Raw genomic sequence first — 21,737 nt, forward strand, 5'->3', positions numbered from 1 at the left:
TACTTCTCAATAGTTATGCTACGAATATTTCGCATACGAACTATCTTAATCGTGAAAGCGCACAACCGTCAACCCATAGTTTGCTCAAAAATAACGAAAAAACCGTGGCATTCCTTCATGAAAGGGAATGTCACGGCCCGTAAAGTGCCCGAATCGCGTTCTAACGTCGTTATTCGCTCGCTTCCGGTTCGTCCGCCGCCAGACCCGCGAACAACGCGTGCACAAACTGCTCGGCGTCGAACGCCTGCAGATCGTCCATCTTCTCGCCGAGGCCGACGAACTTCACCGGCAGAGACAGCTCATTGCGGATCGCGATGACGATGCCGCCCTTGGCCGTGCCGTCGAGCTTCGTCAGCACGAGGCCGGATACGCCGCTCTTCTCGCCGAACAGCTTGGCCTGCTGCAGCGCGTTCTGGCCCGTCGCGGCGTCCAGCACGAGCAGCGTCTCATGCGGCGCGCTCGGGATCTCACGTTGGATGACCCGGTAGATCTTCGAGAGCTCCTCCATCAGATTCGCCTTGTTCTGCAGCCGTCCGGCCGTATCGCAGAGCAGCACGTCCACGTTCCGCTGCTTCGCGGCCTGTACCGCGTCGAACATGACCGCGGCCGGGTCCGAGCCCGCAGCCTGGCGGATGACGTCCACGCCGACCCGCTGCCCCCATACTTCGAGCTGTTCGATCGCGCCCGCGCGGAACGTATCGCCCGCGGCCAACAGGACCGATTTGCCTTCCTGCTTGAAGCGGTGCGCCAGCTTGCCGATCGTCGTCGTCTTGCCGACGCCGTTGACGCCGACGAACAGAATGACCGTGATGCCGTCCGGGTTCATCTTCAGTCCGGTTTCCTCGCCGCTGCCCTTCAGCAGGCCGACGAGCTTCTCGGACAGAATCGGCTGCAGCTGCGCGGGCTCTTCGATGCGGCGCTTCTTCACTTCGTCGCGGAGCTCGTCGATCAGCGTCATCACCGTATTCACGCCGACGTCCGCGCCGATCAGAATCTCTTCCAGCTCCTCGAAGAACGCTTCGTCGATCTTCTTGCGGCGCGAGAACAGATCGGCCACTTGTCCGACGAACGCGTCCCGCGTCTTCGCGAGGCCATCGCGGAACTTGCTGGTCACCGCTTCCGTCTTGGCCGCGATGCTTTCCTTCAGCTTTTTGAAAAAGCTCATTCGATTTCCTACCTCCTGAGGGCGGCCGTCCGGCTTGCGCGAACGGTCCGTCTCCCATCCCTTTGGCGTTGTCTATCTATGCTTGCGGTCTTGCGCGTCAAGCGGTCGCCGTCATCGCTTCGCCTTCCTCCAGCTTCACGGAGACGAGCTTCGACACCCCACCTTCCTCCATCGTCACCCCGTAGAGCATGTCCGCTTCCTCCATCGTCCCCTTGCGGTGGGTGACGACGATGAACTGCGTCAGCTCCGAGAACTCGCGCATGTAGTGCGCGTAGCGGGCCACGTTCGCCTCGTCCAGCGCCGCCTCGACTTCGTCGAGCACGCAGAACGGGACGGGCTTCACGTTCAGGATCGCGAACAGCAGCGCGATCGCCGTCAGCGCCCGCTCGCCGCCGGACAGCAGCTGCAGGTTCTGCAGCTTTTTGCCCGGCGGCTGGGCCACGATCTCGATGCCCGTCTCGAGCGGACGGTCCGGCTCGCTCAGGATCAGATCGGCCCGGCCGCCGCCGAACAGCTTCGAGAAGACGACGACGAAGTGTCCCCGAATCTCGTCGAACGTCGTGCGGAACCGTTTGGACATCTCTTCGTCCATCTCGCGAATGATCGCGTGCAGCTTCGACTTCGCGTCCATGAGGTCGTTCTTCTGCGCGTCCAGGAACTCGTAGCGCTCGCTGACCCGCTTGTACTCCTCGATGGCGCCCATGTTGACGTCGCCGAGCATCGTGATGCGACGCTTCAGCTCCCGCACCTCGTTCTGCGCGGCGGGCACGTCGTCCGGGACCGCGTACTTCTCCTTCGCCCATTCGAAGCCGATCTCGTACTCCTCGCTCAGCTTGCGCAGCAGGTTGTCGAGCTCGACGTCCATCCGGTTCGAGGAGATCTCCGCTTGGCGCAGCTGCTCTTCGACTTGGCGCAGCGCCGCCCGCTGCTCCTTCGTCTCGCTCTCCTTCAGTTCCAGCTGACGGTGGCGTTCCGCGCGGTCGGACCGCTTGAACTCGATCCCTTCCGTGAACTCCCGCTTCGCGAGCCGCAGCTCGTTCAGCCGCTCGCGCTGCGCCACGAGCTCCGCCGCCGTGCGCTCCGCGTCGGCCGCGTTCTGCGCCAGCGCTTCCTGCAGCTGCCGCTTCTCGGCCTGCAGCCGGGACAGCTCGCCGCGGTAGCGCGCCGTCTGCTCGCCGATGGACTGCCGTTCCTGCTCCATCCGGGCGATCGCGACCTTCACTTCGGTGAGCGAGGCTTGGAGCTCCTCCTTCGCGGACTGGCTGCGGCGGCGCAGCTCCTCGGCCTCGCGGATGCTCTCCTGCAGACGCGCTTCTTCGAGCGCCTGCGCGGCGAGCCGGGCTTCGGCTTCGGCGCGGGCGGCATCCAGATCCGTCGTCTCCGTGCCCAGCCCTTCGCGCTCGCCGCTGAGCGCCGCGAGCTGCTCGCCGAGCTGCTTCTCTTCGACCGACAGCTGCTGCCGTTCCGCCACCGCCTGCTGCTCCGCCAGCCGCTCCCGCTCGCCCGCTTCGCGCAGCTGTTCGATGTTCTGTCCGACGATCGCGAGCTCCTTCTTCAGATCGTCGGCCGTCTCCCTGGCGGCCGTGCGGGCTTGGTCCGCCTCGCCGATCTCCTTGTCGAGCTCTTCGAGCTGACGCTGCCGGCCGAGCAGATTGGACGCCTTGCGCGCAAGGCTCCCCCCCGTCATCGAACCGCCCGCGTTCACGACGTCTCCGTCCAGCGTGACGACCCGATAGCGGTACTGCAGCTTCGAGGCGATGCGGTTCGCATGCTCCAGCTTTTGCGCGATCAGCACGTTGCCGAGCATGCTGCCGAAGATGCCGGCGTACCGCGATTCGAAGGAGACCAGCTCGCAGGCGATCCCGACGAACCCCTCCATGTCGCCGATGGCGCGCCGGTCCCCTTCGCCGACGCTGCGCGGCTTGATGACGTCGAGCGGCAAGAAAGTCGCGCGGCCCGATTGCCGCTGCTTCAAATAGCCGATCGCCGTCCGGGACGTCGATTCGTTCTCCATGACGATGTTCTGCATCGCCGCGCCGAGCGCCGTTTCGACGGCGACTTCGAGATGGGCCGGCACCGTGAGCAGTTCCGCGACGGCTCCGTGCACCCCGTGCAGCTGGCCGCGCTTCGCCGCCTTGAGCACCTCGCGGACTCCGTGCTGGAACCCGTCGTAGTCGTTCTGCAGCTCTTTGATCGTATCGCGCCGCGACACGAGCGACTCCCGCTTCTGATCCCAGCGGCGGGCGTCGCCTTGCGCTTCCTCCAGCCGGCGCGTCAGGTCGGACGAGCGCGTCCCCTCGGCGATGTAGCGGTCTCGCACTTCGGCGACCGATGCCGCGCAGGCCGCGATCCGCTCCTCCAGCTCCGCGCGGCGGGCGAGCAGCGCCTCGTGCTGTTCCTGCCACTTCGCCCGTTCGCCCTCGGCCCGCGAGAGGCGGCGTTCGAGCGCTTCGCGCTGCTGCTCGCAGTACCGAATGTCGTTGCGCGCCTGCGCCATCGCGTTCATCGTATCGAATAGCTCGGCCTTCAAGCGCTCTTCGGCGTCCCCGCTTCCGTCGACGTAGCTGAGCTTCGTTTCTTCGGACGCGAGCTTCGCGCCCAGCTCGGCCAATTCGGCTTCGACCTGGGTTTGGCGCTGCATGAGCCCTTCGCCCTCCGTAGAGGCCGCCGCGAGCCGCTCTTCGGCCGCCGTCAGGCTCTCCGCCAAGCTAATGCGCGTACGCTCCAGGTTCGTCTGCCGCTCGTTGAGCAGCTCGCCGTATCCTTCGCTCTTCTCGGTCTCTTCGCTCGTGTGCAGGAGCTCGTCCTGCAGCTTCTCGAGCGTCTCCTCCAGCCGCTGCAGCGCCTGACGATCTTCCTCGAGCTTGGCGTCGTGGGCGCTGACTTCGGTCGATAGGCGCAGCTCTTCTTCCTTCAGCTTCGCGAGCTTCTCGTTCGTCTCCGCCCAGGAGCGGTGCACGCCTTCGATCTGATGCACGTACAGCGCGATCTCCTTGGACTTCAGCTCTTCCTTCAGCCGCTTGAACGTCTCCGCCTTCTCCGACTGAATCCGCAGCGGCTCGACCTGATCCCCCAGCTCGACGACCAAGTCGTTGATCCGCAGCAGGTTCGACTCGGTGTCTTCGAGCTTCTTCTGGGCTTCCTTCTTGCGCGCCTTGTACTTCACGATGCCGGACGCTTCCTCGAAGATGCCGCGGCGGTCTTCCGAGCGGGTACTGAGAATCTCTTCGATCCGGCCTTGCCCGATGATCGAGTACGCTTCCTTGCCGATGCCGGTGTCCATGAACAGCTCGGTGATGTCCTTCAGCCGGCAGGGCTGCTTGTTGATCAGGTACTCGCTGTCTCCGCTGCGGTGGACCCGCCGGGTGACGGTCACCTCGGCAAAATCGAGGGGCAGCGCCTTGTCGGTATTGTCGAATGTAATGGACACTTCGCCGAAATTCACGGGGCGCCTAGCGTCGCTGCCGGCGAAGATGACGTCCTGCATGTTGCCGCCGCGCAAGCTCTTCGCGCTCTGTTCGCCCAACACCCAGCGGATGCCGTCCGAGATGTTGCTCTTGCCGCTGCCGTTAGGTCCGACGACGGCGGTGATGCCGCGTCCGAATTCCAGCTGCGTCCGGTCGGCGAACGACTTGAAGCCGGCAAGCTCGATCCCTTTCAAGTACATGTCGGTCTCTCACCTCTCAAGTTCCCTTCGCATTCCCGAAGCCCTGCGCGCCTTCTTCGCGCAAGTAGCGCAGCGCTTTGGACGCGGCCTGCTGCTCGGCTTCCTTCTTCGAGCGGCCCACGCCCTGGCCGAGGCTCTTGTCCCCGACGTGCACGACCGCCACGAATTCGCGGTCGTGCGCCGGCCCCCGCTCCTCGACGATCCGGTAGTCCAGCGGCCCCAGGCTCAGATGCTGGACCCGCTCCTGCAGCTCCGTCTTGTGGTCCTTCAGCGGCGCCTGTCCTTCTCGGGGCAGATGGGCGAAAAGATGGCGGTCGAGGAACGTCCGGACCTCGTCGAGGCCCTGGTCCAGGTACAGCGCGCCCACGAACGCCTCGAACGCGTCCGCGAGCAGCGACGGCCGGGTCCGTCCGCCCGTTTGCTCCTCCCCTTTGCCCAGCAGCACGACCTGCCCGAAATCGAGCGCCTCGGCAAAACGGACAAGCGACGGCTCGCAGACGATGCCCGCGCGCAGCCGCGTGAGCTCCCCTTCGGGCCGGTCGGGATACATGCGATACAGCGCTTCGGATACCGTGAGCTGCAGCACCGCGTCCCCCAGAAATTCGAGCCGCTCGTTATGCTCGACGCGCGAGCCCCGCTGTTCGTTCACGTAAGACGTATGCGTAAAAGCTTGGCGAAGCAGCGCACTGCTGCGAAAACGGACGTTCGCCCGCTCCTGCAGCCGGCGAAAAGCGTCGCTCATATCGGCAACCTCCTCATCGTTCGGTCCTTGCCGGCGCCTTAGACGAACAAGACGCAGGCGGCTGCGCCGCCTGCGTCACACGTTCGCGCCGATTAGGCTTCGTATTTACGCAAAATGATGGTGGCGTTGTGTCCGCCGAATCCGAACGAGTTCGACAAGGCGACGTTGATGTCGGCCTGTCTCGGCACGTTCGGAATGTAGTCGAGATCGCACTCCGGATCCTGCTGATCCAGATTGATCGTCGGCGGCAAAACGCCGTTCTTCAGCGCGAGGCCGAGAATGACCGCCTCCACGCCGCCGGCGGCGCCCAGCATATGGCCCGTCATCGACTTGGTCGAGCTGACGGCCAGCTTGTAGGCATGCTCGCCGAACGCGGTCTTGATCGCCGTCGTCTCCGACTTGTCGCCGACCGGCGTGGACGTTCCGTGCGCGTTGATATAGCCGATCTCCTCCGGCGCGATGCCGGCGTCCTTGATCGCGCGCGTCATGCAGCGGGCCGCGCCGTCCGGATCGGGCTCGGTCATGTGATGGGCGTCGCCGCTCATCCCGTACCCGATCACTTCGGCGTAGATGCGGGCGCCGCGCTTCTGCGCGTGCTCCAGCGATTCGAGGATCAGCACGCCCGCGCCTTCGCCCATGACGAAGCCGTCGCGGTCGACGTCGAACGGACGGCTCGCCTTCTCCGGCTCTTCGTTGCGCGTGCTCATGGCCCGCATATTCGAGAAGCCGGCGACGGCGATCGGCCGGATCGTCGCTTCGGCGCCGCCGCAGATCATGACGTCCGCGTCGCCGCGCTGAATCATCTTGTACGAATCGCCGATGGAGTGCGTCCCCGTCGCGCAGGCGGTCACCGCGGTCGTGTTCGGACCCTTGGCGCCCGTGGCGATGGACACTTGGCCGCTCGCCATGTTCGCGATCATCATCGGAATGAAGAACGGGCTGACGCGGCGCGGGCCCTTCTCCATCAGAATCGTATGCTGGTCTTCCCAAGTGCCGAGCCCGCCGATGCCGGAGCCGACGATGACGCCGACCCGTTCGGGATCCGCGTTCTCGCCGATGGCAAGACCCGCGTCCCGCACCGCGCTAAGGCTCGCGGCCATGCCGAACTGGACGAAGCGGTCCATGCGGCGCGCTTCCTTCTTGTCGACGCCGTGCGCCTCCGGATCCCAGTTCTTCACTTCGGCCGCGATCTTCGTCGGGTAATCGCTCGTGTCGAAGGCTTCGATCAGGCTGACGCCGGATTTGCCTTCGAGCAGGTTGTTCCAGAACGTATCTAAATCGGTACCGAGGGAAGTCACGACCCCCATGCCGGTAACCACGACGCGTTGATTCAAAGCTCCATTCACCTCTTCGGCAGCAAGTAAAAACGGGGTCGCCCTCCTCGAAAGGAGGACGAGCGCGTTTTTATCGAAGTCGATTCAGAAAAGAATAGGTGAAGCATATCCTCCCGGAACCGTCAAAAAATGACGCTTGAATGTGGAGAAGTCCCGTTACGACGAACGGGACTAGGCAGATCATTAGGCATGAGATTGTATGTAATTTACGACTTCTCCCACCGTTGTGATCTTCTCTGCATCCTCATCGGAGATCTCCAAGTCGAATTCGTCTTCGAGCTCCATCACGAGTTCAACCACGTCGAGAGAGTCAGCGCCCAAGTCATCCTTGAAGTTCGCTTCATTGGTTACTTCCGCCTCTTCAACACCCAGGCGTTCGACCACGATGCGTTTCACGCGATCATATACATCGGACATCCGGTTCACCTCCCTTTTCGTATTATACGAGATTGAGGGACAAAAAGCCATAGCGTAAACGGTTACCGCGTATGCCCTATTGCCTTGCGCCGCACGCCCGCGAACGGAGTCGCCGGGGTACGGCAGCCTTGCTTCCCGCCGCGTTTACATGTACATGCCGCCGTCGACGTGAATCGTCTGGCCGGTCATGTACGCCGCCGCATCGGACGCGAGGTAGAGCACCGCGGACGCGATCTCTTCCGGCTTGCCCATGCGGCCGAGCGGGATGTCCTTTAGCATGCCCTCCCGCAGCTCGGGAGACAGCTTGTCCGTCATATCGGTCTCGATGAAGCCCGGCGCCACCGCGTTGACGGTGATGCCGCGCGACGACAGCTCGCGCGCCGCCGACTTGGTGAGACCGATGACGCCGGCCTTGGCGGCGACGTAGTTGGCTTGCCCGGCGTTGCCGAGCACGCCCACGACCGAAGAGATGTTGATGATCCGGCCGGCGCGCTGCTTCATCATCGGGCGGGTCACGGCTTTGATGCCGTTGAACACGCCTTTGAGGTTCGTCTCGATGACGGCGTCGAACTCTTCTTCCTTCATCCGCATGATTAGGTTGTCACGCGTGATGCCGGCGTTATTCACGAGGATGTCCAGCTTGCCGAAGGATTCGAGCGTCGTCTGGACCATCGCGTCGAATTCCGCCGCTTTGCCGACGTTCGCCTGGACGAGGATCGCTCGGCGTCCCAGCGCTACGATCGCCTTCGCCGTCTCCGCGGCGGCCGCTTCGCTGCCGGCGTAGTTCACGGCGACGTCCGCGCCCGCTTCCGCCAGCGCGATGGCGATCGCCCGGCCGATGCCGCGCGAAGCGCCCGTCACGAGCGCGGTCTTGCCCGTCAAATCCCACTGTGCCATGTGAATTTCCCCTTTCGCTTTGGGCGTTCAGGAGCGGCGGCCGTTCGCGGCGCGGAGCCGCGGGGCGCAGCCGCTTAAGCCAGCGCCGCTTCGGCGGCCGCAGCCGCGCTGTTCACCGAGATGACCTGAACGGCCTTGTCGATCTTCTTGATGAGACCGGCCAGGACGGTGCCCGAGCCGATCTCGACGAACGTATCGACGCCTTCGCCGATCAGGTAGCGGATGCCGTCCTCCCACAGGACGGGGGAGACGACCTGATCGACCAGCAGCCCGCGCAGCGCTTCGCCGGAAGAGACCGCCGTCGCGCTTACGTTCGCCACGACCGGCACGGCCGCATCGCGGAACGCGACGTCGGCCAGTTCGCCGGCCAAACGATCGGCCGCGGGCTTCATCAGCGACGAATGGAACGGTCCGCTCACGTCGAGCGGAATGACGCGCTTCGCGCCCGCTTCCTTGCCCCGCTCGCCGACGGCCGCGACGCCCGCCGCCGTGCCGGATACGACGATCTGGCCGGGGCAGTTCACGTTCGCGAGCTCGACCTGGCCGACCTTAGCCGAGATGTCCCGGCACAGCGCGTCCAGCGCTTCGCGGTCCGCGCCGAGCGTCGCCGCCATGGCGCCTTGACCGCTGGGCACGGCCTGCTCCATGAACTGGCCGCGCGCGCGAACGAGCCGCACCGCGTCTTCGAAGTCCAGCACGTTCGCCGCGACCAGCGCGCTGTACTCGCCCAGGCTATGCCCGGCTACGTAATCCGGCTTCACGCCTCGTGCCTTGAACGCTTCGAGCAGCGCAATGCTCGTCGCGAGGAGCGCGGGCTGCGTGTTCGCCGTCATCTTCAGCTCTTCCTCCGGCCCTTCGAACGAGAGCTTGGAGATCGGGAAGCCCAGCGCCCGGTCCGCCGTATCGTAGACGCGCCGGGACGCTTCGAATTGCGCGTACGCGTCTTGTCCCATGCCGACGGCTTGCGCCCCTTGCCCCGGGAATACGAATGCGATTTTACCCATCAGTCGTGAGCCTCCTGAACTTGATTACCAGACCAATACCGAGGCGCCCCAGGTCAAGCCGCCGCCGAAGCCGACGAGCACGATCCGGTCGCCTTCCTTCACGCGGCCGTCCTCTACGGCTTCCGCCAGCGCGAGGGGGATGGACGCCGCCGACATGTTGCCGTACTTGTCCACGTTGATTACGCACTTCTCCTGCGGCAGATCGAGCCGTTCGAGCGAGGCTTGAATGATGCGAATGTTCGCCTGGTGCGGGATGAGCAGATCGATCTCTTCCTTGGCCACGCCCGCCTTCCGCAGCGCTTCGTCCGCCGCGTTGCCCATGATGCGGGCGGCGAATTTGAACACCTCGCGCCCGTTCATCTGCATGAAGTGCTGGCGTTCCGCGATCGAGCGTTCCGAGGAAGGCATGCGCGATCCGCCGCCGGGCAGGCGCAGATGTTCGCCGCCGGAGCCGTCGGCGCCGAGCTCGAACGACCGGAAGCCGCGTCCCTCCGGCACTTGGCCGATGACGACGGCGCCCGCGCCGTCGCCGAACAGCACGCAGGTGTTGCGGTCGGTGTAGTCCGTGATGCGCGAGAGCGTGTCCGCTCCGATGACCAGCGCATACTTGTACGCCCCGAGCGCGATGAAGCCGGAAGCGTTGGCGAGACCATAGATGAAGCCCGAGCAGGCCGCCGACAGATCGAAGGCCGCCGCCTTCTTCGCGCCGAGCCGGTCCTGCAGGATGCAGGCGGTCGACGGGAAGAACATGTCCGGCGTGATCGTCGCGACGATGATCAGGTCCAATTGGTCGGCCGTGATGCCGGCCGCCGCCAGCGCGCGGACGGACGCTTCGTAGGCGAGGTCGGAAGTCGCTTCGTGCTCCGCCGCGATCCGGCGCTCCCGGATCCCCGTGCGGCTGACGATCCACTCGTCGTTCGTGTCGACGATGCGTTCGAGATCTTGGTTCGTTAAGCGGCGTTCGGGAGCGTACTTGCCGGTCCCCAGAATGCCGACGGGAATTCCATTCATCCGTTATCTCTCACTTTCCGCCGAATTCGTCGGCCAAGGCAGGAATGAGTCCGTTGCCGATCGCGATCCGCGCCTGCCGAATGGCATTTTTCACCGCGACCGCATCGGATGAGCCGTGGCCCTTGATGACCAGCCCGTTAACCCCCAGCAGCGGCGCGCCTCCGTGCTCGGTATAATCCATTTTCTTGCGGACGCGGCGCAGGCCGGGCATCATGAGCGCCGCCGCGATCTTCGTCTTCCAGTTCGCGGTGAATTCTTCCTTGAGCACCTTGAAGATCGTGCCCGCCGCGCCTTCCATCGCCTTCAGCAGGATATTGCCCGCGAAGCCGTCGCACACGAGCACGTCGCAGTTGCGCTCCAGCACGTCGCGCGCCTCCACGTTGCCGACGAAGTGAATCGGCGCCGGCTCCAGCAGCTCGAACGCGGCCTTGGTCAGCTCGTTGCCCTTGGCCGCCTCGGTGCCGACGTTCAGGAGCCCTACGCGGGGCTTCTTCATGCCGTGCACCTTCTCCCGGTATAGCGTGCCCATCAACGCGTACTGCAGGAGATGCTCCGGCTTCGCGTCCATGTTCGCGCCCAGGTCGAGCGCCAGCACGCCGATATCGTCGAGCGTCGGCAGCACGGGCGCGAGGCCCGGCCGCTCGATGCCTTTGAGCCGCCCGACGACGAGCAGGCCCACGGCCATGAGCGCGCCGGTATTGCCCGAGGAGATCATCGCGTCGGCCTCGCCTTCCTTCACCATGCGGCCGGCCACGACCATCGACGAGTCGGATTTGCGCCGTACGGCGCGCACCGGCTCGTCGTCGCTCTCGATGAGCTCGAGCGCCGGGACGATCTTCACGTTAGACGGCTTGCCCTGCGCGAGCAGCGGCTCGATCGCATCCGGCCGGCCTACCAGCAGAATCTCGGTATCCGGCCATTCCTTCGCCGCCGCCAGCGCCCCTTCGACTTGCGCCTGGGGAGCGTGATCGCCGCCCATCGCGTCAATGGCGATCCTCATGAACGTCTCCCCCTTCGCGATCCGGTTCGCCCGCGGAACGGTATATGACGAAGTTCCCTTGGAACACCATTTCATCCCCCACGTATGTGAACACTTCTACTTTGGCTTTGCCTTTTTGCGCGCCGCTCGATCGGACGTACGCCTTGGCGATGCACTTCTCCCCGAGCCGCGCGGGCCGGATGAAGCGAATGTCCGCGGACGCCGTCAAGGCGATCTCGTCGTTGATGACCGCGACCGCCAGCGAGTTCGCCTGCGCGAACACGTGATGGCCCCGGGCGATGCCGCTGCGGGAGAAGACGTGCTCCTCCCGGATCTCGAACAGCGAGATGCCGCTCTTGTCCAGCTGAAGGTCAAGAATGTCGCCGATGACTTCGTGCAGCGGCAAGGAGCGCACGGGGTCGTAGGACCGTTCCGCCATCAGCTTCAGCCGCTCTCGGAGTTCGGGGATAGACAATTCGAGCCGATCCAGCCGAATCGTCTGGATGCTCACCTTCAGCAAGCGGGTCAGTTCGCGGTCGGTAAGGAACGGATTCTCCTCGATTAGCCGGCTGAGCTGCTGATGGCGCTGTCGCTTCGGAAGACGTTCCATGCCGCCACCGCCTTATAAGTTCATACTGATACCTGGTGCCAAAAAAAGCGTAAAGAAAAACGCGCCGGGGACGCTGGTCACGCCAAGACGCGTTGTTCGATTATTGCTTGATGACTTCGCGGGATTTATACGTACCGCAAACTTTGCAAACACGGTGCGCAAGCTTCAGCTCGCCGCATTGATCGCATTTCACCATGCCCGGGACCACCAATTTGAAGTGCGTCCGGCGCTTGTGCTTGCGGGCTTTCGATGTTTTTCCAAAAGGTACTGCCATGTTCCCACCTCCTTATCAGAGTCGAAACGATATCGGCCTTTATCGGCGATCATTTTCGATAGTCGGTTACGCCTGCGGCTTCCAGCCCTTGAGCGCCTCGAGCCGAGGATCGATCTTGTGCTGCTGGCATTGGCAGGCTTGCTCGTTGCGGTTCTGCCCGCAGTCCGGGCACAGCCCCTTGCAATCTTCCTTGCAGAGCGGCGCAAGCGGCAGAGAGAGCATCAGCTCTTCCTCTACGTAAGGACGGAGCTCCAGCCGTTCGCCGTGGAACGGAACGAAGTCTTCGTCATCCTGCTCGCCGCGGGCCGCGACTTCCTGCGAGACGTGCTTGAACGTCTCTTCATACGGAAATTCGTATTCGCCTTCGAGAGGCGTCAGGCATCGGGAGCAGAGCAGTTGCAGCTTGCCCGTCAGCGTTCCCGTCACGTTCACGATCCCGTCGGCCGCGATCGCCGTCAGCTGCGCGTGAAGCGGGCCGAGCGGGGTCGCGTCGCGCATCTCCGCGAACAGCGAGGTCACGTCGATCGACTCTTGCAAGATGACCGGCTCCTTGCGGGTTACCAGCTCTTGTACGTTTAGCAGCATATTTATCACTCCAAACAAACAAAATTTATTATATCCATGCCGGGCGCCTTTTGTCAACAAATTCGCGTCAACCCGGAAAATGCAACCACTGCCGGACAGGCGGGATCCGGTGCTCCCGCGAGGATGGCGGATGGCGGCGATGACGAGGCTGCAGCGGGCGCTCGCGCGTTCCCCGAGGGCCCCCTTTATTGGGATGGTCTCCGCGGTCGGCCTTACATCCGGACTTTTTGCTCCTATTAGATAACGCTCACGCAATCGCGCCTATAATTCAGAGCAATTCACTCCTATTGAGTGCGATCGCGTCATCGGTCCTTTATGCGCTTCGCTTTTATATGGATAGCGCCTCACGAGCTCCCGCCTCGTATGGGAGCTTTCCCGCGCCTTTTTCGGCCCCTGCTCCGGAACGGCACGTTCAGGCGCCGCCGATCGGAGAGGGTTCTTGCATTCGCTGCCGGTGGACGGCTGCCGGAATTCCTATTGTACTCCTTTTTCGCGCGCTTTCACACAGCATCCGATTCTAGCCGCTGATTCGCCTTCCGCCCCCGCCCCCTTCCCCGGCGCATTCCTTCCGCCCGTCCCGCCGTGGTATAGTGGAGACAAATTTTGCACCGGGGGAGCATGCCATGCGGACGGTCGGCATCGTCGTCGAATACAATCCTTTGCACAACGGTCATCTCTATCATATACAGCAATCGCGAAAAATAACGGGAGCGGAAGCGGTCGTCGCCGTCATGAGCGGCCACTTCCTGCAGCGGGGCGAGCCCGCCATCGCGGACAAGTGGGCCCGCGCGGAGATGGCGCTGCGCGCCGGCTGCGACCTCGTGCTGGAGCTGCCGGTCGCCTATAGCGCCCAGCCGGCGCAGTGGTTCGCGCACGGGGCCGTCGCCGTGCTCGAGGCGACCGGCGTCGTGGACGCGCTCTGCTTCGGCAGCGAGAGCGGGGACCTTGCGACGCTCGCCCGCATCGCCGATCGGCTCGTCCGCGAGCCCGAAGCGCTGAAGCGCCGGCTGGCCGAGCTGCTGAAGGAAGGGCGTCCCTACCCGACCGCCTACGCCGACGCGGTGCGGGAGCTGCTCGCGGCCGAAGGCGACGCGGCCGGCGCGGCGTTCGGGCTGGACCAGCCGAACCACACGCTCGGGCTACACTACCTGCTGGCTCTGCGCCGGCTAGGCAGCCGCATCGTCCCCGCCTCCATCCGCCGCGAGAAGTCCGAATACGGCCAGACTTCGATCACCGACCAGGCCATCGCCAGCGCCACCGCGCTGCGCAAGCTGATCGGTGAAGCGGACGGCGCGCTGGACGGCTTGGCGCCTTACGTGCCCGCCTCGACGCTGGAAATTCTACTGCGGGAAGCGGCTGCGGGACGGGCCCCGCTCACCTGGGAGCACTTCGCGCGGCCGCTGTTTCACCAGCTTCACGCGCTATCCCCGGAGGCGCTCGCCGCGTTCGCCGAGGTGACCGAAGGCCTCGAGCACCGGATCCGCGCCTCGCTGCGCGGATTGGCCGCCTGGCGCGTCGAGGCGCTGCTGGATGCGCTGAAGACGAAGCGATACACCCGCACGAAGCTCCAGCGCACGTTGCTGCGCACGCTGCTCGGCCACGGGAAGGCGGAGCTGACGGCGGAGCGCCTCGCGGACGGCGTCCGCTACGTTCGGGTCCTCGGCTTCACCGAACGCGGACAAGGGCTTCTCCGGCGCATGAAGCGCGCCGCGTCCGTCCCCGTCCTCCATTCCGCGGCGGGCGGCAATTGGCCGTTTCTGGACCTGGACGTGCGGGCATCCGCCGTCTACGCCGCCGCGTTCCCGGTCCCAGATCCGAACGCCGCTTGGCGAGACTACACGCTGCCCCCGGTGCGAATCTAACGTGTCCAAGGTCTCTTTGGCCCTGACGCGGCAAAGTCGCACCATGTGACGTACTAGATACGTCTCTTTAGACCTGCTGCGGCGATAACGCGCCATGTGACGTACTGGGTACGTCTCTTTAGCCCTACTGCGGCGATAACGCGCCATGTGACGTACTGGATACGTCTCTTTAGCCTTGCTGCGGCGATGTCGCGCCATGTGGCGTACTAGATACGTCTCTTTAGCCATGCTGCGGCGATAACGCGCCATGTGACGTACTGGGTACGTCTCTTTAGCCCTACTGCGGCGATAACGCGCCATGTGACGTACTGGATACGTCTCTTTAGCCTTGCTGCGGCGATGTCGCGCCATGTGGCGTACCGGGTACGTCTCTTTAGCCCTGCTGTGGCGATGTCGCGCCATGTGGCGTTCTGGGTACGTCTCTTTAGACCTGCTGCGGCGATAATGCGCCATGTGACGTACTGGGTACGTCTCTTTAGCCCTGCTGCGGCAAAGTCCCGCCATGTGACGTACCGGGTACGTCTCTTAGCCCTGCTGCGGCAAAGTCGCGCCATGTGACGTACTGTGTGCGTCTCTTTTACCTTGCGAATCGATAACAAAGCAAGAGGCTGTCCCATCGGTCTTCTTCGACCTCTTGAAACCGCCTCTTGCCCTATCTCGCACCGTTTATTAGGTATCGAAAAGCTCTCCCTGCAAGGCTTGGATATACCGCTGCGCGGAGCGCTGCACTGCCGCGTTCGCGTCCGCGCGCACCACGCGGTGAAACGCATTGTACAGCCGCTCGAACGGAAGCGGCCGAACCTGCTCCGCGATCCGCGCCACCGTGCTGCCCGGCAGCGGGATCAGATTCGGATAGCTGTACATGAAGCTGACCCAACGCCTGTCCGCCACCACTTGAATGACGTCGCCGCTGAGCATGACCCCTGCTCCCTCGGCGCCCTCGCTCCAATGCAGCACCGCGGCTCCCCGGAAATGCCCGCCCAGCCGGTGCAGCGTCACGCCGTCCGACAGCCGGCAGGTCTCGCCGGACCAGAACCGGACATGCTCGCCAGGCCGCGCAACCCACGCCCGGTCGTCTTCATGGATATGGAGAACTGCGCCGAACGTCTCCGCCCACTCCGCCTGCGTCGAATAATAATGGGGATGAGACATGGCGATCGCCTGGATGCCGCCGAGCCGTTCGATGGCTGTGATCGTCTCCGCGTCGAGATAGGTGATGCAATCCCACAGCGTGTTGAAGCCGTTGTCGCATACCAAATAAGCGGTCTGGCCGATGCCGAAGCTGGGCTGGGTCACGATGCCGTAGAGCCCGGCCTCCTCGCGGGTCAACGCGTTGCGGTAGGTTCCCTCTTCCCTCATCGCTTCCAGCGTGGTCCATGCTGGCCCGCCCGCCGGCACATGCTGTCGTTCGTCGCTGCAGATGAAGCAGCTCTCCGGCGGCTCCGCTGCCGGCGGGTATTGCACGCCGCAAGTTTTGCATACGTATTTTTCCATCCAGATTCTTCCTCTCCCGGCAGAATCGTAGACCTCTATTCTAAATGCGCGCCGGGAAGGTCGTCCACCCAAACGGGCTGATCTTATTTCCCGTTCCTTCGCTTTTTTCCTGCTCTCCGCTTCACCAGCGCCTCTTCGTCTTCGCTCCCCCTCCATTCCCGGACAAGGGTGGTCTATCGTCCCGCTCGTCCGCGTACAGTTTGGTAATGGACTTCCCCGTCATTTGGGAACGGACTTCCCTCTCACTTGGGAATGGGCTTCCCCGTCACCTGGGACGGACTCCCCCCCACTTGGGAACGGGCTTCCCCGTTACCTGTGACGGACTTCCCCCTCACTTGGGAATGGGCTTTCCCGCCGCCGGCCCCCCGGGCGGGCAAGATCGTCGGCAGGACCGAAGGAGATGAAGAGATGACCGACCTCCGGAGCCGCAGAGTCTCCGCTATGCTATCCATCTTATTCGGCGCATGCGCGCTGCTTCTCGTGATCGGCATCGTTAAGGCGCCGGGAGAGGCGTTCCGCGCATCCCTCGCCGGACTGCAGCTCTGGTGGCAGACCGTCTTCCCCGGGCTGCTCGCGCCCTTGATGCTCGCGGAGCTGCTCGCCGCGTCGGGCATGCTTCACGGCCTCGGCACGCTCGGCGAACCGCTCACCCGGCGTCTGTTCCGGCTGCCCGGCGCCGCCGGCTGGGTCATCGCCTTCGGCTGGTCGGCAGGCATGCCCGCCGGGGCGAAGGAGACCGCCCGTCTGCGCGAGCAAGGGCTGGTGCAGAGCCGCGACGTGGACACGCTGCTGCTCGTGTCGCATATGCCGAATCCGTTCCTGATCGTCGTCGTGGTCGGCGGCGCCTTCCTCCAGGCGCCCGCCTACGGCTGGGCGATCACAGCCGGCCTCTGGCTCTCCGCCGTCGCGGCCGGCGCCTTGTGGGCGTGGCTGACCAAGAGACGGGAGCCGCTCGCGCCGCCGATGCCGGCCGGCGAGCCGCGCGCCCTGCTCCGCCGCGCGGTCCGCGTCATCCGCGAAGCGCGCGCTCAGGACGGGCGTCCGTTCGGCAGGCAGATCGGGGACTCCGTCACCCACGCCGTGACGACGCTGTTCGCGGTCGGCGGGCTCATCATGATGAGCGCCGTGCTGCTCCGCATGCTGCAGATCTTTTTCCCCGGCACCGACGCCTGGCTCACCGTGCCCGGCCTATACGAGATGCATCTGGGCGCCTACGACGCGAGCCGCTCCGCCTTGTTCGAGGCCGCTCCCGCCCACGCGGCCGTATTGCTCGCCGCCGTCCTCGCCTGGAGCGGCTGGAGCGGCCTGCTCCAGGCTCGGGCCGCTTTCGGCGGCGGCGCTCCCTTCCCCTGGGGCCGCTTCGTCGCAGGGCGCCTGCTGCACGCGGCGATAGCCATCGCCTTCACGTATCCGCTCGCCATCGCGGCCGAGCGATACGGGGGCGCTCTCCCGGCTCCCGCGTTCGCGGCGGCCGCAGGCGAGGGCCCGCTGCCCGCCGGACTCGCGCTGCTCTCCGAGACGATGCTCGCGTCGCTCGCCTGCTTGGGCGGCTTCGTCCTGCTGGCGCTGCTGGCTTCGCTCATCCGCCCCAAAGGCAAACGGGATGCGGGCGGCGGGCGCAAGCCGCCTTCCGCTCCCCGCTGACGGCCGGCTGCATGAACGAGCAAGAGGGCTGCCCGAGAAGCGCTTCGCGCTTCGGGCAGCCCTCTTGCTCTTCGGAGCCGCGGCCCCGCTTAAGCTTTGGCGGCGAACTTGCGGCGCAGCGCCGCCTCTACCGCCGGAGGCACCAGATCCTGCACCGCGCCGTTGAATTTGGCGATCTCCTTGACGATGCTGGAGCTGAGATAAGAGTACTTCGGATTGGTCATCATGAAGATCGTCTCGATGCCTTCGTCCAGCTGCCGGTTCGTCGAAGCCATCTGCAGCTCGTATTCGAAGTCCGTGACGGAACGAACCCCCCGCACGCTCACTTGGGCGTTGCGCGACCGCATATAGCGGACGAGCAGGTCCCTGAAGCTGTCGATCTCCACGTTCGGCAGGTCTTTCGTCACTTCCCGGAGCAAGCCGGTCCGCTCCTCTACCGTGAACAATGGGCTCTTGGTCGTATTGTTCAGCACCGCGACGATCAGCGTGTCGAACTGCTTGGCCGCGCGGCGAATAATATCCAGATGGCCGAAGGTCACCGGGTCGAAGCTGCCGGGATATACCGCGATACGTCGTTCGCCGTCGTTCCGGGCGGAATTGGGGGTCATTCGGATTCCTCCTGCCGATAGATAGATACGGCCGTCTCGCCGTACTGCGCGAGGCGGCGGCGTTCGAACGGGCCGATGCGGTCCCCGTAGTCGAAGCTGGATTCGTGCTCGACGACGGCCACCGCATCCGGCGCCGCCAAACCGCGCTCCAACAGATCGAGCAGCAGCGCGTCGCAGTCCTTTAGCGCATATGGCGGATCGAGAAAAATGAGATCGAACGGTTCGCCCTTTTGCTCCAGCAGCTTGATCGCCTTCTTGGCGTCGTTCCGGTAGACCCGCGCCTTCTCCGTCAGCCGCGTCGCCTCCAGGTTGGCGCGCACGACTTCGATGCTGCGCGGGTTGGCGTCGATGAACACCGCCTCCCCGGCTCCCCGGCTAAGCGCCTCGATGCCGAGACCGCCCGTTCCCGCGAACAGATCCAGCACCCGCTCGCCGTCGAAGTAGGGTCCGATCATGCTGAACAGCGCTTCCTTTACCTTGTCCGTCGTCGGACGCGTCGACTGCCCGGGGACCGCCTTCAGCGCCCGCCCTCTGGCGTCTCCCGATATTACTCTCATCTGCCGTCATCCCTCTGCGCGCGTAGACAGCCGCGGGTGGCCCGCGGCTTTTCGTTGGTGCTATGTTACCACATTCCCGGAGCACGCAAAAGCGCCCCTTCGACAAATTCGCGCTCCCGTCCCAAATTTTTTACCGAAGCGACGTATAATTCCCGTCCGGGCGGTCACACTGATAGTACCGGCGCCGAGAGGCGTCGGGGACAACCGCGGAGAAGACTTACGTTTCCCCATAAGCTCTTCGTCCGGTTTCTCCTCTCCCATGAAGGGCCTCGTCGCGAGACGGGGCTCGATTTTTTTGCGGCAGGACCGCATTCTCGCAGACCCCTATCCCCTACCGGAGGCGAACGACATGCTGAAAAAGCTCTCTCTCCTGCTGCTTGGCGCCGGCTTGCTGCCGCTGCTGCTCGGCGCGGGCCGTCCGGCCGATCTCGAGATTACGAGCGTCGAGACGAACGTGATCAAGACCCAGCGGATTCTCCGCTACGACTTCAAGATCCGCAATCTCGGGGACGAGCGGATCGCCGCCGAGGAGTATCCGGGCAATCATCCGTCCGGACTCGAGATCAACGTCATCCCGAATGCCAAGCTGGCCGCGATGATGGAGGTCCGCAAGGGCAAATACGACAAGATGACCCTCCGCGGCGCCGGGGTATCCGGGTCCTTCGAGCCCGGTCGGGAGACCGTCTGCCATGTCGAATATCAGATCGGCAAGGACGCCGATCTGTCCGCCGTGGCGTCGGCCGCGATCGACGCCTCTCTCTACGTGCTGGACGGAACCAGCATTCTCGCCCGCATCCCTTTGGCGACGCTGGAGAATCGCCGGTAGCGCCGTCCGGACCGCCGGAAGCCGCCACTTTTGTCAAGCCCAGGTTAAGGCGGCGTCAAGCCGCTGTCAATGCGCACAGATCGCCGGATTTCTACACAGCCCGACTGTGGATAACTCGCTCCGATTCGCCTGCGGCGCCCCTAAAAAAGAACAGCCCGTCCAGCCGAAGCCGGACGGGCTGCCCTCGCTTATGGACGTCCTGCGAGTTGCTGCTCGGCGATTTGCACCAAGCGGCGCGTGATGTTGCCACCGATTCGGCCGGTGTCTTTCGTAATCATATTGCCGTAGTAGCCGTCTTGCGGGATGGAGATGCCCAGTTCCTGAGCGGCTTCGTACTTCAATTGCTCCAGAGCCGCTTTCGCCTGTTGAACCACGAGTTGGTTTGAGTTGCGATCGTTTGCCATGATTATCACCTCCACGATTTGCCACCCTAGTATGCGGGGCTCATTCCCCTTTTATTCAAATCTTTTGGGGAGAATTCCGCAGTCCGGGCGACCCTCGCGGATCGGTGCCGCAGACCGCTCAAGCCGCTGCCGCATCAATGCCAATAATAGAGGCCCAAAGCCACCGGGGACCAAACCGGAACCGCGAACAACAGCCCGTAGATCATCCCGCCGAACGCATTGCCTTCCCGTTGCGCCATTCTCGTTCCCTCCCTTGGCGGCAGACGGGCGAACGCTTGCCCGCCTTTCCTAAGGATTACCGACCCGCGCGCCTCCGTTGAAACACCGATCTTCCCGGCCCATCCGGGATCGTCGGGGTCCGCATCCGCGTGCAGAAGGTCCGAATCATCCGCCGCAAGGGTCTAGGGAACGAATTTACCCTTCCCGAACGGACAAATCCTGTTTCAATCTTCCATTCGCCGTGTAAAAATATGGTATAGAATGTCACGCGAAAAGGAGGTGTGATGTCGGATGAAACAGCAACGCCTTTCGCTCAGAAATTATTTGGCCTATTTGGTCGTCGAAGTGGCGGAGACGCTGAAGCAAGGGTCCCAAGACAAACCTCATGCCAAACGCTAACTTGCCGTCACCCGTCATTGCGCCTCCTACGCCTCCAAGCCGCCGGATATCCCGGCGGCTTTGACGTTTTCCCGGCATGCGTACGATGCTGCTGCGGGCATGTGGCGTTTCCTCCCCGTGTCCAAGGAAAAAATCAGCCTTCTTGCGGCGTGCTGAGGGGATCTCGCCATCGCGGAAGGCGTTCTTGAGCCGGGCTGCGGCACCCCGGCCGGTTGGCGCTCGGGCGCGGGAGGAACGCTCGGCTGCGGCTAGTTGGTGTCCGCGGACCGAATATAGGGGGCTTCGCTTACCGCCGCCAGCCAGTCGGCCACGCCGTAGCCCGGCGGGAGCTTGACCGTGAGCTCCAGCGACAGCTCGCCCGCTCCGCCTTGCTCCGCCTGGAAGGCGAGCAGCGCGATCCCTTGCGCCTTCAGCAGCGCCAGCAGCTCGCTTAGCGCGCCCGGCTCGTCGCCCAGCCGCAGCGAGAACTGTTCGGTCTTCGGCGAGCGGAACCAGCGCCACCCGCCGTGCAGCACCTTCTGCGCCGCGAGGATGATCAGCGTCGCGCCGATCCCGATCACGTACAGCCCGGAGCCGATCGCCATGCCCAGACCGGCCGTCGCCCAGACGCCCGCCGCCGTGGTCAGCCCTTTGACCGTCATCTTCTGCAAGAAGATCATCCCCGCGCCCAGAAAGCCGACGCCGCTCACGACCTGCGCCGCGATCCGGGAAGGGTCCAGCGAGAGATTCTCCCAGCCGATCTGGTCCCGGAAGCCGTACTTCGAGATGATCATCATCAGCGCGGCGCCGATCCCGACGATAAAATGGGTCTTGATGCCGGCTTCCTTCATCCGGTTTTTGCGCTCGTACCCGATCCACGCGCCGCACAGACCGGCAACGACCACGCGCAGCAGCCATTCGATCTCCATGCTCCTTCCTCCTTCGTCGCGGCCTTCGGATAGCCTAGTCAAAACGGTCCCGCCTCCTCCTCGAAAGAGGGCGATACGTTTTTATCGGAGGTCATGCGGACATGATGGCGCGGGAAACGCATACATGCCGT

General features: G+C 64.1%; 20 protein-coding genes. 3 read left to right on the forward strand and 17 right to left on the reverse strand.

The features are described 5' to 3' along the window. Nucleotides 1-169: 169 nt before the first annotated feature. The 12 genes from ftsY to H7C19_RS33010 form a co-directional block, all read right to left on the reverse strand. Nucleotides 170-1,165: a signal recognition particle-docking protein FtsY gene (gene ftsY / locus H7C19_RS32955; protein ID WP_185673333.1), complete on the reverse strand. Its 996-nt coding sequence runs from the start codon at nt 1,163-1,165 to the stop codon at nt 170-172. 97 nt (nt 1,166-1,262) lie between these two features. Then, a complete protein-coding gene (gene smc, locus H7C19_RS32960) occupies nt 1,263-4,832 on the reverse strand; it encodes a chromosome segregation protein SMC (protein ID WP_185673334.1) in 3,570 nt (1,189 codons plus the stop codon). Nucleotides 4,833-4,848: 16 nt separating this feature from the next. Continuing rightward, a complete protein-coding gene (rnc, locus tag H7C19_RS32965) occupies nt 4,849-5,574 on the reverse strand; it encodes a ribonuclease III (protein ID WP_185673335.1) in 726 nt (241 codons plus the stop codon). A 92-nt stretch (nt 5,575-5,666) separates the two neighbouring features. Continuing rightward, nucleotides 5,667-6,908: a beta-ketoacyl-ACP synthase II gene (gene fabF, locus H7C19_RS32970; RefSeq protein ID WP_185673336.1), complete on the reverse strand. Its 1,242-nt coding sequence runs from the start codon at nt 6,906-6,908 to the stop codon at nt 5,667-5,669. Nucleotides 6,909-7,091: 183 nt separating this feature from the next. After that, nucleotides 7,092-7,325 (reverse strand): acyl carrier protein, encoded by a 234-nt coding sequence (acpP, locus tag H7C19_RS32975; protein WP_090117455.1) that lies wholly within the window; start codon nt 7,323-7,325, stop codon nt 7,092-7,094. Between the two features lie 144 nt (nt 7,326-7,469). After that, on the reverse strand, nt 7,470-8,222 hold the full coding sequence (fabG, locus tag H7C19_RS32980; protein ID WP_185673337.1) for a 3-oxoacyl-[acyl-carrier-protein] reductase: 753 nt from the start codon (nt 8,220-8,222) through the stop codon (nt 7,470-7,472). 74 nt (nt 8,223-8,296) lie between these two features. After that, nucleotides 8,297-9,226, reverse strand: coding sequence for an ACP S-malonyltransferase (gene fabD / locus H7C19_RS32985; RefSeq protein ID WP_185673338.1), 930 nt, complete (start codon nt 9,224-9,226; stop codon nt 8,297-8,299). Nucleotides 9,227-9,250: 24 nt separating this feature from the next. Continuing rightward, nucleotides 9,251-10,237, reverse strand: a complete 987-nt coding sequence (locus H7C19_RS32990; RefSeq protein WP_221469602.1) for a beta-ketoacyl-ACP synthase III — start codon at nt 10,235-10,237, stop codon at nt 9,251-9,253. Between the two features lie 10 nt (nt 10,238-10,247). Then, entirely contained in the window at nt 10,248-11,237 is a 990-nt protein-coding gene (gene plsX / locus H7C19_RS32995; protein ID WP_185673339.1) for a phosphate acyltransferase PlsX, read from the reverse strand. Beyond that, entirely contained in the window at nt 11,221-11,826 is a 606-nt protein-coding gene (gene fapR, locus H7C19_RS33000) for a transcription factor FapR (RefSeq protein ID WP_185673340.1), read from the reverse strand. The genes plsX and fapR overlap by 17 nt, the downstream gene beginning before the upstream one ends. A 100-nt stretch (nt 11,827-11,926) precedes the next feature. After that, nucleotides 11,927-12,100, reverse strand: a complete 174-nt coding sequence (gene rpmF, locus H7C19_RS33005) for a 50S ribosomal protein L32 (protein WP_185673341.1) — start codon at nt 12,098-12,100, stop codon at nt 11,927-11,929. Nucleotides 12,101-12,166: 66 nt separating this feature from the next. After that, nucleotides 12,167-12,685 carry a YceD family protein gene (locus tag H7C19_RS33010; protein WP_185673342.1) on the reverse strand — a complete coding sequence of 173 codons (519 nt, stop codon included), beginning with the start codon at nt 12,683-12,685 and terminating at the stop codon, nt 12,167-12,169. A 623-nt stretch (nt 12,686-13,308) separates the two neighbouring features. On the opposite strand from H7C19_RS33010, the gene H7C19_RS33015 reads away from it, so the two are divergent. After that, entirely contained in the window at nt 13,309-14,547 is a 1,239-nt protein-coding gene (locus H7C19_RS33015; RefSeq protein ID WP_185673343.1) for a nucleotidyltransferase, read from the forward strand. A gap of 669 nt (nt 14,548-15,216) precedes the next feature. On the opposite strand, the gene H7C19_RS33020 is transcribed toward H7C19_RS33015, so the two are convergent. Continuing rightward, nucleotides 15,217-16,041: an MBL fold metallo-hydrolase gene (locus tag H7C19_RS33020; RefSeq protein WP_185673344.1), complete on the reverse strand. Its 825-nt coding sequence runs from the start codon at nt 16,039-16,041 to the stop codon at nt 15,217-15,219. Nucleotides 16,042-16,449: 408 nt separating this feature from the next. Here H7C19_RS33020 and H7C19_RS33025 point away from each other — a divergent pair, with 408 nt between their 5' ends. Further along, nucleotides 16,450-17,685, forward strand: coding sequence for a nucleoside recognition domain-containing protein (locus H7C19_RS33025; protein WP_185673345.1), 1,236 nt, complete (start codon nt 16,450-16,452; stop codon nt 17,683-17,685). A gap of 89 nt (nt 17,686-17,774) precedes the next feature. Here H7C19_RS33025 and coaD read toward each other — a convergent pair whose 3' ends face one another. Together coaD and rsmD are read right to left on the reverse strand one after the other, a co-directional pair. Then, on the reverse strand, nt 17,775-18,293 hold the full coding sequence (coaD, locus tag H7C19_RS33030) for a pantetheine-phosphate adenylyltransferase (RefSeq protein WP_185673346.1): 519 nt from the start codon (nt 18,291-18,293) through the stop codon (nt 17,775-17,777). Next, a complete protein-coding gene (gene rsmD / locus H7C19_RS33035; RefSeq protein ID WP_185673347.1) occupies nt 18,290-18,850 on the reverse strand; it encodes a 16S rRNA (guanine(966)-N(2))-methyltransferase RsmD in 561 nt (186 codons plus the stop codon). The genes coaD and rsmD overlap by 4 nt, the downstream gene beginning before the upstream one ends. A 349-nt stretch (nt 18,851-19,199) precedes the next feature. Between rsmD and H7C19_RS33040 the strand changes: the two genes are divergently transcribed. After that, the gene (locus tag H7C19_RS33040; RefSeq protein ID WP_185673348.1) at nt 19,200-19,676 is read left to right on the forward strand and encodes a hypothetical protein; all 477 of its coding nucleotides are present in this window, start codon (nt 19,200-19,202) and stop codon (nt 19,674-19,676) included. A 188-nt stretch (nt 19,677-19,864) separates the two neighbouring features. On the opposite strand, the gene H7C19_RS33045 is transcribed toward H7C19_RS33040, so the two are convergent. Both H7C19_RS33045 and H7C19_RS33050 read right to left on the reverse strand, forming a co-directional pair. Further along, nucleotides 19,865-20,080 carry an alpha/beta-type small acid-soluble spore protein gene (locus H7C19_RS33045; RefSeq protein ID WP_185673349.1) on the reverse strand — a complete coding sequence of 72 codons (216 nt, stop codon included), beginning with the start codon at nt 20,078-20,080 and terminating at the stop codon, nt 19,865-19,867. 866 nt (nt 20,081-20,946) lie between these two features. Next, nucleotides 20,947-21,606 (reverse strand): MgtC/SapB family protein, encoded by a 660-nt coding sequence (locus H7C19_RS33050; RefSeq protein ID WP_185673350.1) that lies wholly within the window; start codon nt 21,604-21,606, stop codon nt 20,947-20,949. Nucleotides 21,607-21,737 lie beyond the last annotated feature (131 nt).

Source organism: Cohnella nanjingensis (genome assembly GCF_014212125.1).
Taxonomy (GTDB): domain Bacteria; phylum Bacillota; class Bacilli; order Paenibacillales; family Paenibacillaceae; genus Cohnella; species Cohnella nanjingensis.

Excerpts from the sequence above, each read along its gene's own strand:
- rnc (WP_185673335.1), bottom strand. The coding sequence starts at position 5,574 with ATGAGCGACGCTTTTCGCCGGCTGCAGGAGCGGGCGAACGTCCGTTTT.
- H7C19_RS33025 (WP_185673345.1), top strand. The coding sequence starts at position 16,450 with ATGACCGACCTCCGGAGCCGCAGAGTCTCCGCTATGCTATCCATCTTA.
- rsmD (WP_185673347.1), bottom strand. The coding sequence starts at position 18,850 with ATGAGAGTAATATCGGGAGACGCCAGAGGGCGGGCGCTGAAGGCGGTC.
- coaD (WP_185673346.1), bottom strand. The coding sequence starts at position 18,293 with ATGACCCCCAATTCCGCCCGGAACGACGGCGAACGACGTATCGCGGTA.
- H7C19_RS33050 (WP_185673350.1), bottom strand. The coding sequence starts at position 21,606 with ATGGAGATCGAATGGCTGCTGCGCGTGGTCGTTGCCGGTCTGTGCGGC.
- fapR (WP_185673340.1), bottom strand. The coding sequence starts at position 11,826 with ATGGAACGTCTTCCGAAGCGACAGCGCCATCAGCAGCTCAGCCGGCTA.
- acpP (WP_090117455.1), bottom strand. The coding sequence starts at position 7,325 with ATGTCCGATGTATATGATCGCGTGAAACGCATCGTGGTCGAACGCCTG.
- rpmF (WP_185673341.1), bottom strand. The coding sequence starts at position 12,100 with ATGGCAGTACCTTTTGGAAAAACATCGAAAGCCCGCAAGCACAAGCGC.
- H7C19_RS33015 (WP_185673343.1), top strand. The coding sequence starts at position 13,309 with ATGCGGACGGTCGGCATCGTCGTCGAATACAATCCTTTGCACAACGGT.
- plsX (WP_185673339.1), bottom strand. The coding sequence starts at position 11,237 with ATGAGGATCGCCATTGACGCGATGGGCGGCGATCACGCTCCCCAGGCG.
- H7C19_RS33010 (WP_185673342.1), bottom strand. The coding sequence starts at position 12,685 with ATGCTGCTAAACGTACAAGAGCTGGTAACCCGCAAGGAGCCGGTCATC.
- ftsY (WP_185673333.1), bottom strand. The coding sequence starts at position 1,165 with ATGAGCTTTTTCAAAAAGCTGAAGGAAAGCATCGCGGCCAAGACGGAA.
- fabG (WP_185673337.1), bottom strand. The coding sequence starts at position 8,222 with ATGGCACAGTGGGATTTGACGGGCAAGACCGCGCTCGTGACGGGCGCT.
- H7C19_RS33045 (WP_185673349.1), bottom strand. The coding sequence starts at position 20,080 with ATGGCAAACGATCGCAACTCAAACCAACTCGTGGTTCAACAGGCGAAA.
- H7C19_RS33020 (WP_185673344.1), bottom strand. The coding sequence starts at position 16,041 with ATGGAAAAATACGTATGCAAAACTTGCGGCGTGCAATACCCGCCGGCA.
- smc (WP_185673334.1), bottom strand. The coding sequence starts at position 4,832 with ATGTACTTGAAAGGGATCGAGCTTGCCGGCTTCAAGTCGTTCGCCGAC.
- H7C19_RS33040 (WP_185673348.1), top strand. The coding sequence starts at position 19,200 with ATGCTGAAAAAGCTCTCTCTCCTGCTGCTTGGCGCCGGCTTGCTGCCG.
- H7C19_RS32990 (WP_221469602.1), bottom strand. The coding sequence starts at position 10,237 with ATGAATGGAATTCCCGTCGGCATTCTGGGGACCGGCAAGTACGCTCCC.
- fabD (WP_185673338.1), bottom strand. The coding sequence starts at position 9,226 with ATGGGTAAAATCGCATTCGTATTCCCGGGGCAAGGGGCGCAAGCCGTC.